The organism is Streptomyces sp. SYP-A7185 (genome assembly GCF_046103685.1).
In the GTDB taxonomy this organism is placed as follows: domain Bacteria; phylum Actinomycetota; class Actinomycetes; order Streptomycetales; family Streptomycetaceae; genus Streptomyces.
This window is the reverse complement of the sequence record NZ_CP122310.1, coordinates 5,501,329-5,516,451: the sequence shown is the minus strand read 5'-3', so window position 1 is coordinate 5,516,451 and position 15,123 is coordinate 5,501,329. Positions and strand designations below refer to the sequence as shown.

Genomic DNA, 15,123 nt, shown 5'->3' with positions numbered 1-15,123 from the left:
CGCGCCCCTTCGGGGCCCTCTGGGCCCCTAGAAGTCCTCCGGGGGCTCCGGCCAGTCCTCCTCCGGGGGCTCGGATTCCTGGGTGGGCTGTGGGGCGTCCAGGCCCGCCAGTACCTCCAGGACTCCCTCTCCGTACGTTGCCAGCTTCTTTTCGCCCAGGCCGTTGATGCCGCCCAGGCCCGCCAGGGACGTCGGGCGCAGCGTGGCGATCTCTCTCAGCGTGGCGTCGTGGAAGATCACGTACGCCGGGAGGCCCAGCTCCTTGGCCTGGGCGCCGCGCCAGGCCCGCAGCGCCTCGAACACCGGCACCGCCTCCGGAGGCAGCTCCGCGACCGCCGCCGCGGACTTCGCCTTGCGCTCCCCCTTCGCGCCCTTCGCCGCGGCCGGCCGCTTGGGCTCCTTGCGCAACCGCACCTCCCGCTCCCGGCCGAGGACGGAACCGCTCTCCTCGGTCAGGACCAGCGTGCCGTACTCCCCCTCGACCGCGAGGAGGCCCTGCGCCAGCAACTGCCGGACCACGCCCCGCCATTCGGCCTCGGCCAGCTCCTCGCCGATGCCGAAGACCGAGAGCTGGTCGTGGTCGAACTGGATGACCTTCGCGGTCTTCTTGCCGAGCAGGATGTCGATGATCTGGCCCGCGCCGAACTTCTGGCCGCGCTCGCGCTGGAGCCGCACGATCGTGGAGAGGACCTTCTGCGCCGGGACCGTGCCGTCCCACGTCTCGGGGGGCGTCAGGCAGGTGTCGCAGTTGCCGCAGGACTCGCCGTCCGCGTCCTGGCCGAAGTACGTCAGGAGCTGGGCCCTGCGGCACTGGGCCGTCTCGCACAGCGCCAGCATCGAGTCCAGGTGGGACGCCGCCCGGCGGCGGAACGCCTCGTCCCCCTCGCTGCCCTGGATCATCTTCCGCTGCTGGACGACGTCCTGGAGGCCGTACGCCATCCAGGCCGTCGAGGGGAGTCCGTCACGGCCCGCGCGGCCCGTCTCCTGGTAATACCCCTCGACCGACTTCGGCAGGTCGAGGTGGGCGACGAACCGGACGTCCGGCTTGTCGATGCCCATGCCGAAGGCGATCGTCGCGCAGACGACCAGGCCCTCCTCGCGCAGGAAGCGGGACTGGTGGGCGGCGCGCATCCGGCCGTCCAGACCCGCGTGGTACGGAACGGCCTCGATGCCGTTGCGGCACAGGAACTCGGCGGTCTTCTCGACGGAGTTGCGCGAGAGGCAGTACACGATGCCCGCGTCGCCCGCGTGCTCCTCCTTGAGGAAGGACAGGAGCTGCTTCTTCGGCTCGGCCTTCGGCACGATGCGGTACTGGATGTTCGGCCGGTCGAAGCTCGCCACGAAGTGCTTCGCGTCCGGCATGCCGAGCCGCTCGGTGATCTCCCGGTGCGTGGCGTGCGTGGCCGTCGCCGTCAGGGCGATCCGCGGCACGTCCGGCCAGCGCTCCCCGAGCAGGGAGAGCGCCAGATAGTCGGGGCGGAAGTCGTGGCCCCACTGCGCGACGCAGTGCGCCTCGTCGATCGCGAAGACGGAGATCTTGGCCCGCGAGAGCAGATCGAGAGTGCCCTCCAGACGCAGCCGCTCGGGCGCGAGATAGAGCACGTCGAGCTCGCCCGCGAGGAACTCCGCCTCCATCACGCGCCGCTCGTCGAAGTCCTGCGTGGAGTTGATGAACCCGGCCCGCACGCCCAGGGCCCGCAGCGCGTCCACCTGGTCCTGCATGAGGGCGATGAGGGGCGAGACGACCACGCCCGTGCCGGGGCGCACCAGCGCCGGGATCTGATAGCAGAGCGACTTGCCGCCACCGGTGGGCATCAGGACGACGGAGTCCCCGCCCGCGACCACATGCTCGATGATCGCTTCCTGCTCACCGCGGAACGCGTCATACCCGAAGACGCGGTGCAGCGTCCGCAGCGCGTCACTCTCCGCCACCGCGCTCGGTACGGCCACCTCACTCATGCCATCGTCCCCATCCATCGCCCTGCCCCCGTACGTCGCGCTTCGACCACAGACTCCACGATAGGGCTCAGCACCGACACCTCAGGAGTTATCCACAGGCCGCCGCCCGGCACCCCTGTCGGACGGGGTGCCGGGCGGCGGCGAGCAGTACAGGTGTGCGACAGCCGGTGGGCTACCGGACGAAGACCCCCGCCTGGTTCGCCAGATCCAGGAAGTACTGCGGGGCCACGCCCAGGACCAGCGTCACCGCGACACCCACGCCGATCGCCGTCATGGTCAGCGGCGAGGGCACGGCGACCGTCGGGCCGTCCGCCTTCGGCTCGCTGAAGAACATGAGCACGATCACACGGATGTAGAAGAACGCCGCGATCGCGGACGAGATCACACCGACCACGACCAGCGCACCGGCGCCGCCCTCGGCCGCCGCCTTGAAGACCGCGAACTTTCCGGAGAACCCGGAGGTCAGCGGAATACCGGCGAAGGCGAGCAGGAACACCGCGAAGACGGCGGCGACCAGCGGCGAGCGCCGGCCGAGCCCCGCCCACTTCGACAGGTGCGTGGCCTCGCCGCCCGCGTCCCGCACCAGCGTGACCACGGCGAACGCACCGATCGTCACGAAGGAGTAGGCCCCCAGGTAGAAGAGGACCGACGAGATGCCGTCCGGGGTCATCGCGATGACACCGGCGAGGATGAAGCCCGCGTGGGCGATCGAGGAGTACGCGAGGAGCCGCTTGATGTCGGTCTGCGTGATCGCGACGATCGCGCCGGCCAGCATCGTGAGGATCACGACGCCCCACATGACCGGCCGCCAGTCCCAGCGCAGGCCCGGCAGGACCACGTAGAGCAGGCGGAGCAGGGCGCCGAAGGCGGCCACCTTCGTGGCCGCGGCCATGAAGCCGGTGACCGGGGTGGGCGCGCCCTCGTACACGTCCGGGGTCCACATGTGGAACGGCACCGCGCCGACCTTGAAGAGCAGACCCATGACGATCATGGCGGCGCCGATCAGGAGCAGCGCGTCGTTGCCCATGGTGTCGGCGAGCGCCGGGTTGACCGTCTGGACGCTGCCGTCGATGACCTTCGCGATGGTGCCGTACGACACCGAGCCCGCGTACCCGTAGAGCAGGGCGATCCCGAAGAGCAGGAACGCCGAGGAGAACGAGCCGAGCAGGAAGTACTTGACGGCGGCTTCCTGCGACATCAGGCGCTTGCGGCGGGCGAGCGCGCACAGGAGGTAGAGCGGCAGCGAGAAGACCTCAAGGGCGATGAAGAGCGTCAGGAGGTCGTTCGCCGAGGGGAAGACGAGCATCCCGCCGATCGCGAAGAGCGCCAGCGGGAACACCTCGGTGGTGGTGAACCCGGCCCGCGTCGCGGCCTTCTCGCCCTCACTGCCCGGCGTCGATCCGGCCTGCGCGGCGAAGGAGTCGACGCGGGTGCCGTGTGCCGCCGGGTCGAGTCGCCGCTCGGCGAAGGTGAAGATCGCGACGAGGCCCGCCAGGAGGATCGTGCCCTGGAGGAAGAGCGCGGGTCCGTCGACCGCGATCGCGCCCATCGCGGCGATGTGCGCCTTCGTCGTGCCGTACCCCGTGGCGGCGAGGCCGACGACCGCGGCGAAGGCCGCGGTGAGGGCGACGACCGCCACGAACACCTGCGCGTAGTAACGGGTCTTCCGCGGCACGAAGGCCTCGATGAGGATCCCGAGGACCGCCGCACCGATGACGATCAACGTCGGTGACAGCTGCGCGTACTCGATCGTGGGAGTGTCGATCTTGTCGATCTGGTCCTGTGGCGCCGCGGCCGACGCCATTGTCCACAGGCTGTGGACGGCTGATGCGCTCACTTGGCCGCCTCCACGTCGGGCTTCGGGTCCTTCTGCTGTACGTCGGACATGGTGTGCTTGACCGCCGGGTTCACCAGGTCGGTGAGCGGCTTCGGGTAGACCCCGAGGCCGATCAGGAGCGCGATCAGCGGGGCGACGACCAGGAGCTCACGCGCCCGCAGGTCCGGCATGGCCGAGACCTCCGGCTTCACCGGGCCCGTCATCGTCCGCTGGTAGAGCACGAGGGTGTAGAGCGCGGCGAGCACGATGCCGATGGTGGCGATGATCCCGACCACGGGATAGCGCGCGAACGCGCCGACCAGGACCAGGAACTCACTCACGAACGGCGCGAGACCCGGCAGCGAGAGCGTTGCGAGACCGCCGATCAGGAAGGTGCCGGCGAGCACCGGAGCGACCTTCTGCACCCCGCCGTAGTCCGCGATGAGCCGCGAGCCGCGCCGGGAGATCAGGAATCCGGCGACCAGCATCAGGGCGGCGGTCGAGATGCCGTGGTTGACCATGTAGAGCGTCGCGCCGGACTGGCCCTGCGAGGTCATCGCGAAGATGCCGAGGATGATGAACCCGAAGTGCGAGATCGAGGCGTACGCCACCAGGCGCTTGATGTCGCGCTGGCCGACCGCGAGCAGTGCGCCGTAGATGATGCTGACCAGCGCGAGCACCAGGATGACCGGCGTCGCCCACTTGCTCGCCTCGGGGAAGAGCCCGAGGCAGAAGCGCAGCATCGCGAAGGTGCCGACCTTGTCGACGACCGCCGTGATCAGCACGGCGACCGGGGCCGTGGCCTCGCCCATCGCGTTCGGCAGCCAGGTGTGCAGCGGCCACAGCGGCGCCTTCACCGCGAAGGCGAAGAAGAAGCCGAGGAACAGCCAGCGCTCGGTGCTCGTCGCCATCTCCAGCGAGCCGTTGGCCCGCGCCTCGGTGATCTCCTGGAGCGAGAAGTTCCCCGCCACCACGTAGAGACCGATCACGGCGGCCAGCATGATCAGGCCGCCGACGAGGTTGTAGAGGAGGAACTTCACCGCGGCGTACGAGCGCTGGGCCGAGGCCTTCTCGTCGCTGCCCGCGTGGGCGCGGTCCCCGAAGCCGCCGATGAGGAAGTACATCGGGATGAGCATGGCTTCGAAGAAGATGTAGAAGAGGAAGACGTCGGTGGCCTCGAAGGAGAGGATCACCATCGCCTCGACGGCCAGGATCAGGGCGAAGAAGCCCTGGGTCGGGCGCCAGCGCGACGACTTCGTTTCCAGGGGATCGGCGTCGTGCCAGCCCGCCAGGATGATGAAGGGCATCAGGAGCGCGGTGAGCGCGATGAGGGCGACACCGATGCCGTCCACACCCAGTTCGTACCGCACCCCGAACTCCGCGATCCACGAGCGGGACTCGGTGAGTTGGTAGCGCGCCCCGTCGGGGTCGAACCGCACGAGCACGGTCACGGCGAGCGCGAGCGTGGCGAGCGAGACGAGCAGCGCGAGCCACTTGGCGGCGGTCCGCCGGGCGGCCGGGACGGCCGCCGTGGCGATCGCCCCGATCGCGGGCAGGGCCGCCGTCGCTGTCAGCAGAGGAAAGGACATCGGTATCAGACCGCCCTCATCAGCAGGGTCGCGGCGATGAGTACCGCAACGCCGCCGAACATCGAGACCGCGTAGGAGCGGGCATAGCCGTTCTGCATCTTGCGCAGCCGTCCGGAGAGTCCGCCGACCGAGGCCGCCGTGCCGTTGACGACTCCGTCGACCAGGGTGTGGTCGACGTAGACCAGGGAGCGGGTGAGGTGCTCTCCGCCGCGGACCAGGACGACGTGGTTGAAGTCGTCCTGGAGGAGGTCGCGGCGGGCCGCCCGGGTGAGCAGCGAACCGCGCGGGGCGGTGACCGGGACGGGGCGGCGGCCGTACTGGAGGTAGGCCAGGGCGACGCCGATGACCAGGACCACCATGGTGGCGCCCGTGACCGTGGTGGCGCTCAGCGGCGAGTCACCGTGGTCGTGGTGGGTGACCGGCTCGAGCCAGTGCATGAAGCGGTCACCGATGCTGAAGAAACCGCCCGCGAAGACCGAGCCGAAGGCCAGCACGATCATGGGGATCGTCATGGACCGGGGCGACTCGTGCGGGTGCGGTTCGTTGCCCTCCGCGTCCGGCTGCCAGCGCTTCTCGCCGAAGAAGGTCATCAGCATCACGCGCGTCATGTAGAACGCGGTGATCGCGGCGCCGAGCAGCGCGACCGAGCCGAGGATCCAGCCCTCCGTGCCGCCCTTGGCGAACGCCGCCTCGATGATCTTGTCCTTGGAGAAGAAGCCGGACAGACCGGGGAAGCCGATGATCGCCAGATAGCCGAGCCCGAAGGTCACGAAGGTGACCGGCATGTACTTCCTGAGGCCGCCGTACTTGCGCATGTCGACCTCGTCGTTCATGCCGTGCATGACCGAACCGGCCCCGAGGAAGAGCCCGGCCTTGAAGAAGCCGTGCGTCACCAGGTGCATGATCGCGAAGACGTAGCCGATGGGGCCGAGGCCCGCGGCCAGGATCATGTACCCGATCTGGGACATCGTCGACCCGGCGAGGGCCTTCTTGATGTCGTCCTTCGCACAACCGACGATCGCACCGAAGAGGAGCGTGACCGCGCCCACGACGGTGACGACGAGCTGGGCGTCCGGGGCTGCGTTGAAGATCTCGCCGGAGCGGACGATCAAGTACACGCCGGCGGTGACCATCGTCGCCGCGTGGATGAGGGCCGAGACCGGGGTCGGGCCCTCCATCGCGTCGCCGAGCCAGGACTGGAGCGGCACCTGGGCCGACTTGCCGCACGCCGCGAGCAGCAGCATCAGGCCGATGGCCGTCAGCTTGCCCTCCGACGTCTCGCCCGTGGCCTCCAGGACGGGCCCGAAGGCGAACGTCCCGAAGGTGGTGAACATCAGCATGATGGCGATCGACAGGCCCATGTCGCCGACCCTGTTGACCAGGAAGGCCTTCTTCGCGGCGGTGGCCGCGCTGGGCTTGTGCTGCCAGAAGCCGATCAGGAGGTACGAGGCGAGGCCGACGCCCTCCCAGCCGACATAGAGCAGGAGGTAGTTGTCGGCGAGGACGAGGATGAGCATCGCCGCGAGGAACAGGTTCAGATAGCCGAAGAAGCGGCGGCGCCGCTCGTCGTGCTCCATGTACCCGATGGAGTAGATGTGGATCAGGGTGCCCACACCGGTGATCAGCAGGACGAACGTCATCGACAGCTGGTCGAGCTGGAAGGCGACGTCGGCCTGGAATCCCTCCACGGGGATCCAGCTGAACAGGTGCTGCGACAGGGAGCGCTCGTCGGCGCCCTTGCCCAGCATGTCGGCGAAGAGCACCACGCCGACGACGAAGGAGGCGGCCGCGAGCAGCGTGCCGAGCCAGTGGCCCACACGGTCCAACCGCCGCCCGCCGCACAGCAGTACGGCCGCTCCGAGCAGAGGCGCCGCTACGAGCAGCGCGATCAGGTTCTCCACTTTTCAGCGACCCCTTACAGCTTCATCAGGCTGGCGTCGTCGACCGAGGCCGAGTGACGGGAGCGGAACAGCGACACGATGATCGCGAGGCCGACCACGACTTCCGCCGCGGCGACGACCATCGTGAAGAAGGCGATGATCTGGCCGTCGAGATTGCCGTGCAGCCGGGAGAAGGCCACGAAGGCGAGGTTGCACGCGTTGAGCATCAGCTCGATACACATGAAGACCACGATCGCGTTCCGCCTGATCAGCACGCCGGTGGCGCCGATCGAGAACAACAGCGCCGCGAGATACAGGTAGTTGACCGGATTCACTTCGACGCCTCCTCGGTCTTGGACGACCGGTCCAGACGCTCCGTGGAGCGCTGTTCGAGGGCCCGCAGATCGTCCAGCGCCTCGTCCGACACGTCGCGGATCTGGCCGCGCTCACGCAGCGTCTTGTTGACCGTGAGCTCCGACGGGGTGCCGTCGGGCAGGAGACCGGCGACGTCCACGGCGTTGTGCCGGGCGTAGACACCGGGGGCCGGCAGCGGCGGGAGGTGCTTGCCGCGCACGCGCTCCTCGGACATCTCGCGCTGCGTCTTGGCGCGCTCGGTGCGCTCGCGGTGGGTGAGCACCATCGCGCCGACCGTGGCGGTGATCAGGAGCGCGCCGGTGATCTCGAACGCGAAGACGTACTTCGTGAAGATGCTCTCGGCGAGGCCCTCCACGTTGCCCCCGGCGTTCGCCTTGCCGAGTCCGGCGAATTCGTTCACCGAGGCGTTCCCGATGCCCGCGAAGAGCAGGATGGCGAAGCCGAAGCCGCAGAGACCGGCCAGCCAGCGCTGCCCCTTGATGGTCTCCTTCAGGGAGTCGGCGGCGGTGACGCCGACGAGCATGACCACGAAGAGGAACAGCATCATGATCGCGCCGGTGTAGACGACGACCTGGACGATGCCCAGGAAGTACGCGCCGTTGGCGAGGTAGAAGACCGCCAGGATGATCATGGTCCCGGCCAGACAGAGCGCGCTGTGCACGGCCTTCTTCATGAGGATCGTGCACAGGGCGCCGATCACGGCGACCGTGCCGAGCACCCAGAACTGCACGGCCTCACCGGTGGAGGTGGTGTACGCGGCGAGCTGCGTCATCGGTTGATCACCTCCCCCGACGCGGGCTCGGAGTCACCGAAGGTGGAAGCGGCCTCCTGGGGCGTCTCACCCTTGGAGAGGGCCACTTGAGGCACCGTGCCCGGAGCGGCCTCCGTCACCAGACCGCGGTAGTAGTCCTGCTCGTCCGTGCCCGGGAAGATCGAGTGCGGGGACTCGACCATGCCTTCCTCCAGGCCGGCGAGCAGCTGCTCCTTGGTGTAGATGAGGTTCTCGCGGCTGCTGTCGGCCAGCTCGAACTCGTTCGTCATCGTCAGCGCGCGCGTGGGGCACGCCTCGATGCACAGGCCGCACAGGATGCAGCGGGCGTAGTTGATCTGGTAGACGCGGCCGTACCGCTCGCCCGGGGAGTAGCGCTCCTCCTCGGTGTTGTCGGCGCCCTCCACGTAGATCGCGTCCGCCGGGCAGGCCCAGGCGCAGAGCTCGCAGCCGATGCACTTCTCCAGGCCGTCCGGATGGCGGTTGAGCTGGTGCCTGCCGTGGAAGCGGGGAGCGGTGGTCTTCTCCTGCTCCGGATACTGCTCGGTCAGCCGCTTCTTGAACATGGCCTTGAAGGTCACGCCGAAGCCCGCGACGGGGTTCTGGAACCCCTGCTTCGATTGGTTCGACTCGTGCTGCGACTGGTTGGGCTCGTTCTTCGACTCAGCCATCGGACGCCTCCTTTCCGTCACTTCGGGTTCCGTCACTTTGAGTATCCGGCCCACCACTGACAATCAGCTCGCGCTCCTGGCGCGGGCGTCGTCGCGGTACGGGCGGCAGGCTCTGGCCGGGCAGCGGCGGGACGGGGAATCCGCCGGCCATCGGGTCGAAGGCGGCCGGCTCCTCGCTCTCGGATGCCGCCGCTTCCTTCTCGCGCTTGTCGCGGAAGATGTCCACGACGACGGAGAGCAGCAGGAGCGCGATGACGCCGCCGCCCACATAGAGCGCGATCGAGGTGAAGTCGTACTCCTCGTTCCGCATCGCCCTGACCGTCGCGACGAGCATCAGCCAGACGACCGAGACCGGGATCAGGACCTTCCAGCCGAGCTTCATCAGCTGGTCGTAGCGGACGCGTGGCAGCGTGCCGCGCAGCCAGATGAAGAAGAACAGCAGCAGCTGGACCTTGATCACGAACCAGAGCATCGGCCACCAGCCGTGGTTCGCGCCCTCCCAGAAGGTGCTGATGGGATACGGGGCCCGCCAGCCGCCCAGGAAGAGCGTGACCGAGACCGCCGAGACGGTGACCATGTTGACGTACTCGGCGAGCATGAACAGCGCGAACTTGATCGACGAGTACTCGGTGTTGAAGCCACCGACGAGGTCGCCCTCGGACTCCGGCATGTCGAACGGAGCGCGGTTCGTCTCGCCGATCATCGTCACGATGTAGATCAGGAACGAGACCGGGAGCAGCAGGACGTACCAGCGGTCCGCCTGCGCCTCCACGATCGCCGAGGTCGACATCGACCCGGAGTAGAGGAACACCGAGGCGAACGCGGCGCCCATCGCGATCTCGTACGAGATCATCTGCGCGCAGGAGCGCAGGCCGCCCAGGAGCGGATAGGTCGAGCCGGAGCTCCAGCCCGCCAGCACGATGCCGTAGATGCCGACCGAGGCGACCGCGAGGATGTAGAGCATCGCGATCGGCAGGTCGGTGAGCTGCATCGTCGTGCGCTGGCCGAAGATCGAGATCTCGTTGCCCGCGGGGCCGAAGGGGATCACCGCGATCGCCATGAAGGCCGGGATGGCCGCGACGATCGGCGCGAGGACGTACACCACCTTGTCCGCGCGCTTGACGATCAGGTCTTCCTTGAGCATCAGCTTGATGCCGTCCGCGAGGGACTGCAACATCCCCCAGGGACCGTGCCGGTTGGGGCCGATGCGCAGCTGCATCCAGGCGACGACCTTGCGCTCCCACACGATGGAGAAGAGCACAGTCACCATCAGGAACGCGAAGCAGAAGACCGCCTTGACGGCGACCAGCCACCACGGGTCACGGCCGAACATGGACAGGTCTTCCGCCGCAAGCGGCACCATGGAGTGCATCACGACGTCACCTCCGGGGCCTCAGAGGGCTCCGGCAGGAGCGCCGGGCCGATGCGGACGAGGTCGCCGGGGCGGGCACCGGTGTCGGACGTGACGCCTCCCCCGGTCGAGTTCAGCGGCAGCCACACCACACGGTCGGGCATCTCCGTGACCACGAGCGGCAGTGCGGTCGCCCCGGCGGGGCCGGTGACGGCCAGGACGTCGCCGTCCTTGACGCCGGCCTCGGCCGCGGTGGCCGGGGAGAGCCTGGCGACCGCGGCGTGCCGCGTGCCGGCCAGCGCCTCGTCGCCGTCCTGGAGGCGGCCCTGGTCGAGCAGCATCCGGTGCCCCGCGAGAACGGCCTCTCCCGAGGCGGGCCGCGGCGGCTGAGCACCCGTCTCCAGGGGCTCGGTGGCGTGCGTGCCGTCCCAGCCGCCGAGCCGGTCCAGCTCACGCCGGGCGGTCGCCAGGTCGGGCAGACCGAGATGTACGTCCCCGGCGTCGGCCAGCATGTGCAGCACGCGCGCGTCCGACGGGGCCAGCGTGCGCGTCATCTGGTCCGGCTTGAGCGCGGCGTCGAACATCCGCGCCCTGCCCTCCCAGTTGAGGAAGGTGCCGGGCTTCTCCGCGACCGCGGCCACGGGCAGCACCACGTCGGCGTGGTCGGTGACCTCGCTGGGCCGCAGCTCCAGGGAGACCAGGAACCCGACCTCGGAGAGCGCCTCACGCGCGCGTGCCGGGTCGGGAAGGTCGGCGACCTCCACGCCCGCCACCAGGAGCGCACGCAGTTCGCCGGTCGCGGCCGCCTCGATGATCTGGCCGGTGTCGCGGCCGTAGCGGTGGGGCAGTTCGGCCACGCGCCAGGCGGACGCGACCTCGTCCCGCGCGCGCGGGTCGGTGGCAGGACGCCCGCCGGGAAGCAGCGAGGGCAGCGCGCCGGCCTCGATGGCGCCACGCTCCCCCGCCCGACGCGGAATCCACACCAGCCGGGCGCCGGTCGCGGACGCGGTCCGTACGGCGGCGGTGAGTCCGCCCGGGACGGCGGCGAGCCGCTCGCCGACCACGATCACCGCACCCGGAGCGCGCAGCGACTCGGCCGCCCGCGCGCCGTCGGCCTCAAGACCGGACCCGGCGGACAGCGCGTCCAGCCACTCCGTCTCCGTGCCGGGAGCCGCGGGCAGCAGCGTGCCGCCCGCCTTCTCCAGACCGCGGCTCTGGTGCGTGGCGAGGGAGAACGTCCGCTGGCCGTGCTTGCGCCAGGCCTTGCGCAGCCGCAGGAAGACCCCGGGGGCCTCCTCCTCGGCCTCGAACCCCACGAGCAGGACCGCGGGCGCCTTCTCCAGCTCCGCGTACGTGACTCCGGCGCCGTCGAGATCCCGGCCCCGGCCGGCGACACGGGCGGCGAGGAAGTCGGCCTCCTCGCTGCTGTGCACGCGCGCGCGGAAGTCGATGTCGTTCGTGTCGAGCGCCACGCGCGCGTACTTGCTGTACGCGTACGCGTCCTCGACGGTCAGACGTCCACCGGTCAGCACTCCGGCCCGGCCGCGCGCGGCGGCGAGTCCGGTGGCCGCGGCTTCGAGCGCCTCGGGCCAGCTCGCGGGCTCCAGTTCACCCGTCTCCGCGTTGCGCACCAGGGGTGTGGTGATCCGGTCCGGCCGCTGCGCGTAGCGGAAGCCGAAGCGCCCCTTGTCGCACAGCCACTCTTCGTTGACCTCGGGGTCGTCCGCGGCGAGCCGCCGCATGACCTTGCCGCGCCGGTGGTCCGTGCGCGTCGCGCAGCCGCCCGCACAGTGCTCGCACACCGACGGCGACGACACCAGGTCGAAGGGGCGGGAGCGGAAGCGATACGCCGCCGAGGTCAGCGCGCCGACCGGGCAGATCTGGATGGTGTTCCCGGAGAAGTACGACTCGAAGGGGTCGCCCTCGCCCGTGCCGACCTGCTGGAGCGCGCCACGCTCGATCAGCTCGATCATCGGGTCGCCCGCGATCTGGTTCGAGAACCGGGTGCAGCGCGCGCACAGCACGCACCGCTCGCGGTCGAGCAGCACCTGCGTGGAGATCGGCACCGGCTTCTCGTAGGTCCGCTTCTTGCCCTCGAAGCGGCTGTCCGGGTCGCCGACCTGCATGGCCTGGTTCTGCAGGGGGCACTCGCCGCCCTTGTCGCAGACCGGGCAGTCCAGCGGGTGGTTGATGAGGAGCAGCTCCATCACCCCGCGCTGGGCCTTCTCGGCGACCGGCGAGGAGAGCTGCGACTTCACGACCATGCCGTCGGTGCACGTGATGGTGCAGGAGGCCATCGGCTTGCGCTGGCCCTCCACCTCCACGATGCACTGGCGACAGGCGCCCGCCGGGTCGAGCAGCGGGTGGTCGCAGAACCGCGGGATCTCGATGCCGAGCAGCTCGGCGGCCCGGATGACCAGCGTCCCCTTCGGGACACTGATCTCGATGCCGTCGATCGTCAGCGACACGAGGTCTTCCGGCGGAACCGCCGGCTCGCCCCCTCCGGAGGGAGCGCTGCTGGTGGTCACTGTCATGCGTTCACCTCCGAATGTGCGGCGGGCCGGTCGGCCCAGAGAGTCGACTTCGCCGGGTCGAACGGGCAGCCCTTGCCGGTGATGTGCTCCTCGTACTCCTCGCGGAAGTACTTGAGCGAGGAGAAGATCGGCGACGCGGCGCCGTCGCCGAGGGCGCAGAAGGACTTGCCGTTGATGTTGTCGGCGATGTCGTTCAGCTTGTCGAGGTCGGCCATGACGCCCTTGCCCGCTTCGATGTCCCGGAGCAACTGGACCAGCCAGTACGTTCCTTCGCGGCAGGGCGTGCACTTGCCGCAGGACTCGTGGGCGTAGAACTCGGTCCAGCGCGTGACCGCCCGCACCACGCACGTCGTCTCGTCGAAGCACTGGAGCGCCTTCGTGCCGAGCATCGAGCCGGCGGCGCCCACGCCCTCGTAGTCCAGCGGGACGTCGAGGTGCTCGTCGGTGAACATCGGCGTCGAGGAGCCGCCCGGCGTCCAGAACTTCAGCCGGTGGCCCGCCCGCATCCCGCCGCTCATGTCGAGCAGCTGGCGCAGGGTGATGCCGAGCGGGGCCTCGTACTGGCCGGGGCTGGTGACGTGGCCGCTCAGCGAGTAGAGCGTGAAGCCGGGGGACTTCTCGCTCCCCATCGATTTGAACCAGTCTTTCCCGCGGTTCAGGATCGCGGGAACCGACGCGATCGACTCGACGTTGTTCACGACAGTGGGGCATGCGTAGAGGCCCGCGACGGCCGGGAAAGGGGGACGCAGTCGCGGCTGGCCACGGCGGCCTTCGAGCGAGTCGAGCAGCGCGGTCTCCTCACCGCAGATGTACGCGCCCGCGCCCGCGTGCACGGTGAGTTCGAGGTCGAGTCCGCTGCCCAGGATGTTCTCGCCCAGGAACCCCGCCTCTTTCGCCTCCCGTACGGCCTCGTGCAACCGCCTGAGCACGGGGACGACTTCACCGCGCAGGTAGATGAAGGCATGCGAAGAACGGATCGCGTAGCACGCGATCACGATCCCCTCGATGAGGGAATGCGGGTTCGCGAAGAGGAGCGGGATGTCCTTGCAGGTCCCCGGCTCCGACTCGTCGGCGTTGACAACTAGATAGTGCGGCTTTCCATCTCCCTGCGGAATGAACTGCCATTTCATCCCGGTGGGGAATCCCGCGCCGCCGCGGCCGCGCAGACCGGAGTCCTTCACGTACGCGATGAGGTCGTCCGGCGCCATGGCCAGGGCCTTGCGCAGGCCCTCGTACCCCTCGTGGCGGCGGTAGGTCTCCAGCGTCCAGGACTTCTCCTCGTCCCAGAACGCCGAGAGCACCGGCGCGAGCAGCTTCTCGGGGCTGGTCTCGTTGTCGATCTCGGCTGCCAAGGTCATCACTCCCCCTCCTCGGCGGTCGGTCCGGCCGGGTGGGCCGGGTCGGATGCCGAGGTCTCCTGCGGTGCGTCGTGCGAGCTGAGGTGCTCGGCGGGCGCCTCGTCCTGCGGTCCGCCCGCGCGCGGGTGGACCACGCGCGGCTGCGGCAACTCGCCCTTGGCCAGGCGCAGTCCGATCAGCGATGCGGGGCCCGCGCCGCCGCTCGCGTCGACGGCACCGGCGCGCTCGTCCGGGAACCCGGCCAGGATCCGGGCCGTCTCCTTGTACGTGCACAGGGGGGCGCCGCGGGTCGGCTCGACCTGCACGCCCGCGCGCAGGTCGTCGACGAGCCGCTTGGCGGTCTCGGGAGTCTGGTTGTCGAAGAACTCCCAGTTGACCATCACGACGGGGGCGAAGTCGCAGGCCGCGTTGCACTCGATGTGCTCCAGCGTGACCTTGCCGTCCTCCGTGGTGCCTTCGTTGCCGACGCCCAGGTGCTCCTGGAGCGACTCGAAGATCGCGTCGCCGCCCATGACCGCGCACAGGGTGTTGGTGCAGACGCCCACCTGGTAGTCACCGGAGGGCTTGCGCCGGTACATCGTGTAGAAGGTCGCGACCGCGGTGACCTCGGCCGTGGTCAGGCCGAGCACCTCCGCGCAGAAGGCCATGCCCGTGCGGGTGACGTGACCTTCCTCCGACTGCACGAGGTGCAGCAGCGGGAGCAGCGCGGACCGGGAGTCCGGGTAGCGGGAGATAACCTCCTTGGCGTCCGCTTCGAGCCTGGACCGTACGTCGGCCGGGTAGTCGGGGGCGGGGAGTTGGGGCATGCCCAGGCTGACGCC

The 15,123-nt window shown here is 69.5% G+C and carries 11 protein-coding genes; all 11 read right to left on the bottom strand.

Going from position 1 to position 15,123, the window contains the following annotated elements:
• Positions 1 to 27: 27 nt before the first annotated feature.
• The 11 genes from recQ to nuoE all read right to left on the bottom strand — a co-directional run bounded on the left by recQ (position 28) and on the right by nuoE (position 15,108).
• Positions 28 to 1,959, bottom strand: a complete 1,932-nt coding sequence (gene recQ, locus QBL25_RS24225; RefSeq protein WP_409059100.1) for a DNA helicase RecQ — start codon at positions 1,957 to 1,959, stop codon at positions 28 to 30.
• A 172-nt stretch (positions 1,960 to 2,131) separates the two neighbouring features.
• On the bottom strand, positions 2,132 to 3,796 hold the full coding sequence (nuoN, locus tag QBL25_RS24220; protein ID WP_409059099.1) for an NADH-quinone oxidoreductase subunit NuoN: 1,665 nt from the start codon (positions 3,794 to 3,796) through the stop codon (positions 2,132 to 2,134).
• Positions 3,793 to 5,364 carry an NADH-quinone oxidoreductase subunit M gene (locus QBL25_RS24215; protein WP_409059098.1) on the bottom strand — a complete coding sequence of 524 codons (1,572 nt, stop codon included), beginning with the start codon at positions 5,362 to 5,364 and terminating at the stop codon, positions 3,793 to 3,795. The genes nuoN and QBL25_RS24215 overlap by 4 nt, the downstream gene beginning before the upstream one ends.
• A gap of 5 nt (positions 5,365 to 5,369) precedes the next feature.
• Positions 5,370 to 7,265 carry an NADH-quinone oxidoreductase subunit L gene (gene nuoL / locus QBL25_RS24210; RefSeq protein ID WP_409059097.1) on the bottom strand — a complete coding sequence of 632 codons (1,896 nt, stop codon included), beginning with the start codon at positions 7,263 to 7,265 and terminating at the stop codon, positions 5,370 to 5,372.
• Between the two features lie 14 nt (positions 7,266 to 7,279).
• Entirely contained in the window at positions 7,280 to 7,579 is a 300-nt protein-coding gene (nuoK, locus tag QBL25_RS24205) for an NADH-quinone oxidoreductase subunit NuoK (protein WP_249588397.1), read from the bottom strand.
• Positions 7,576 to 8,391, bottom strand: a complete 816-nt coding sequence (locus tag QBL25_RS24200) for an NADH-quinone oxidoreductase subunit J (RefSeq protein ID WP_409059096.1) — start codon at positions 8,389 to 8,391, stop codon at positions 7,576 to 7,578. The genes nuoK and QBL25_RS24200 overlap by 4 nt, the downstream gene beginning before the upstream one ends.
• Positions 8,388 to 9,059, bottom strand: coding sequence for an NADH-quinone oxidoreductase subunit NuoI (gene nuoI, locus QBL25_RS24195; protein WP_409059095.1), 672 nt, complete (start codon positions 9,057 to 9,059; stop codon positions 8,388 to 8,390). The genes QBL25_RS24200 and nuoI overlap by 4 nt, the downstream gene beginning before the upstream one ends.
• On the bottom strand, positions 9,052 to 10,431 hold the full coding sequence (nuoH, locus tag QBL25_RS24190) for an NADH-quinone oxidoreductase subunit NuoH (protein WP_409059094.1): 1,380 nt from the start codon (positions 10,429 to 10,431) through the stop codon (positions 9,052 to 9,054). The genes nuoI and nuoH overlap by 8 nt, the downstream gene beginning before the upstream one ends.
• Positions 10,431 to 12,944: an NADH-quinone oxidoreductase subunit G gene (locus tag QBL25_RS24185; RefSeq protein WP_409059093.1), complete on the bottom strand. Its 2,514-nt coding sequence runs from the start codon at positions 12,942 to 12,944 to the stop codon at positions 10,431 to 10,433. The genes nuoH and QBL25_RS24185 overlap by 1 nt, the downstream gene beginning before the upstream one ends.
• Complete coding sequence (nuoF, locus tag QBL25_RS24180) at positions 12,941 to 14,302, bottom strand: NADH-quinone oxidoreductase subunit NuoF (RefSeq protein WP_409059092.1); 1,362 nt, start codon at positions 14,300 to 14,302, stop codon at positions 12,941 to 12,943. The genes QBL25_RS24185 and nuoF overlap by 4 nt, the downstream gene beginning before the upstream one ends.
• Positions 14,302 to 15,108, bottom strand: coding sequence for an NADH-quinone oxidoreductase subunit NuoE (nuoE, locus tag QBL25_RS24175; protein WP_409062759.1), 807 nt, complete (start codon positions 15,106 to 15,108; stop codon positions 14,302 to 14,304). The genes nuoF and nuoE overlap by 1 nt, the downstream gene beginning before the upstream one ends.
• Positions 15,109 to 15,123: the final 15 nt, after the last annotated feature.

Coding starts and splice junctions, on each gene's coding strand:
- recQ (WP_409059100.1), bottom strand. CDS start 1,959: ATGAGTGAGGTGGCCGTACCGAGCGCGGTGGCGGAGAGTGACGCGCTG.
- QBL25_RS24215 (WP_409059098.1), bottom strand. CDS start 5,364: ATGTCCTTTCCTCTGCTGACAGCGACGGCGGCCCTGCCCGCGATCGGG.
- QBL25_RS24200 (WP_409059096.1), bottom strand. CDS start 8,391: ATGACGCAGCTCGCCGCGTACACCACCTCCACCGGTGAGGCCGTGCAG.
- nuoI (WP_409059095.1), bottom strand. CDS start 9,059: ATGGCTGAGTCGAAGAACGAGCCCAACCAGTCGCAGCACGAGTCGAAC.
- nuoH (WP_409059094.1), bottom strand. CDS start 10,431: ATGCACTCCATGGTGCCGCTTGCGGCGGAAGACCTGTCCATGTTCGGC.
- QBL25_RS24185 (WP_409059093.1), bottom strand. CDS start 12,944: ATGACAGTGACCACCAGCAGCGCTCCCTCCGGAGGGGGCGAGCCGGCG.
- nuoF (WP_409059092.1), bottom strand. CDS start 14,302: ATGACCTTGGCAGCCGAGATCGACAACGAGACCAGCCCCGAGAAGCTG.
- nuoE (WP_409062759.1), bottom strand. CDS start 15,108: ATGCCCCAACTCCCCGCCCCCGACTACCCGGCCGACGTACGGTCCAGG.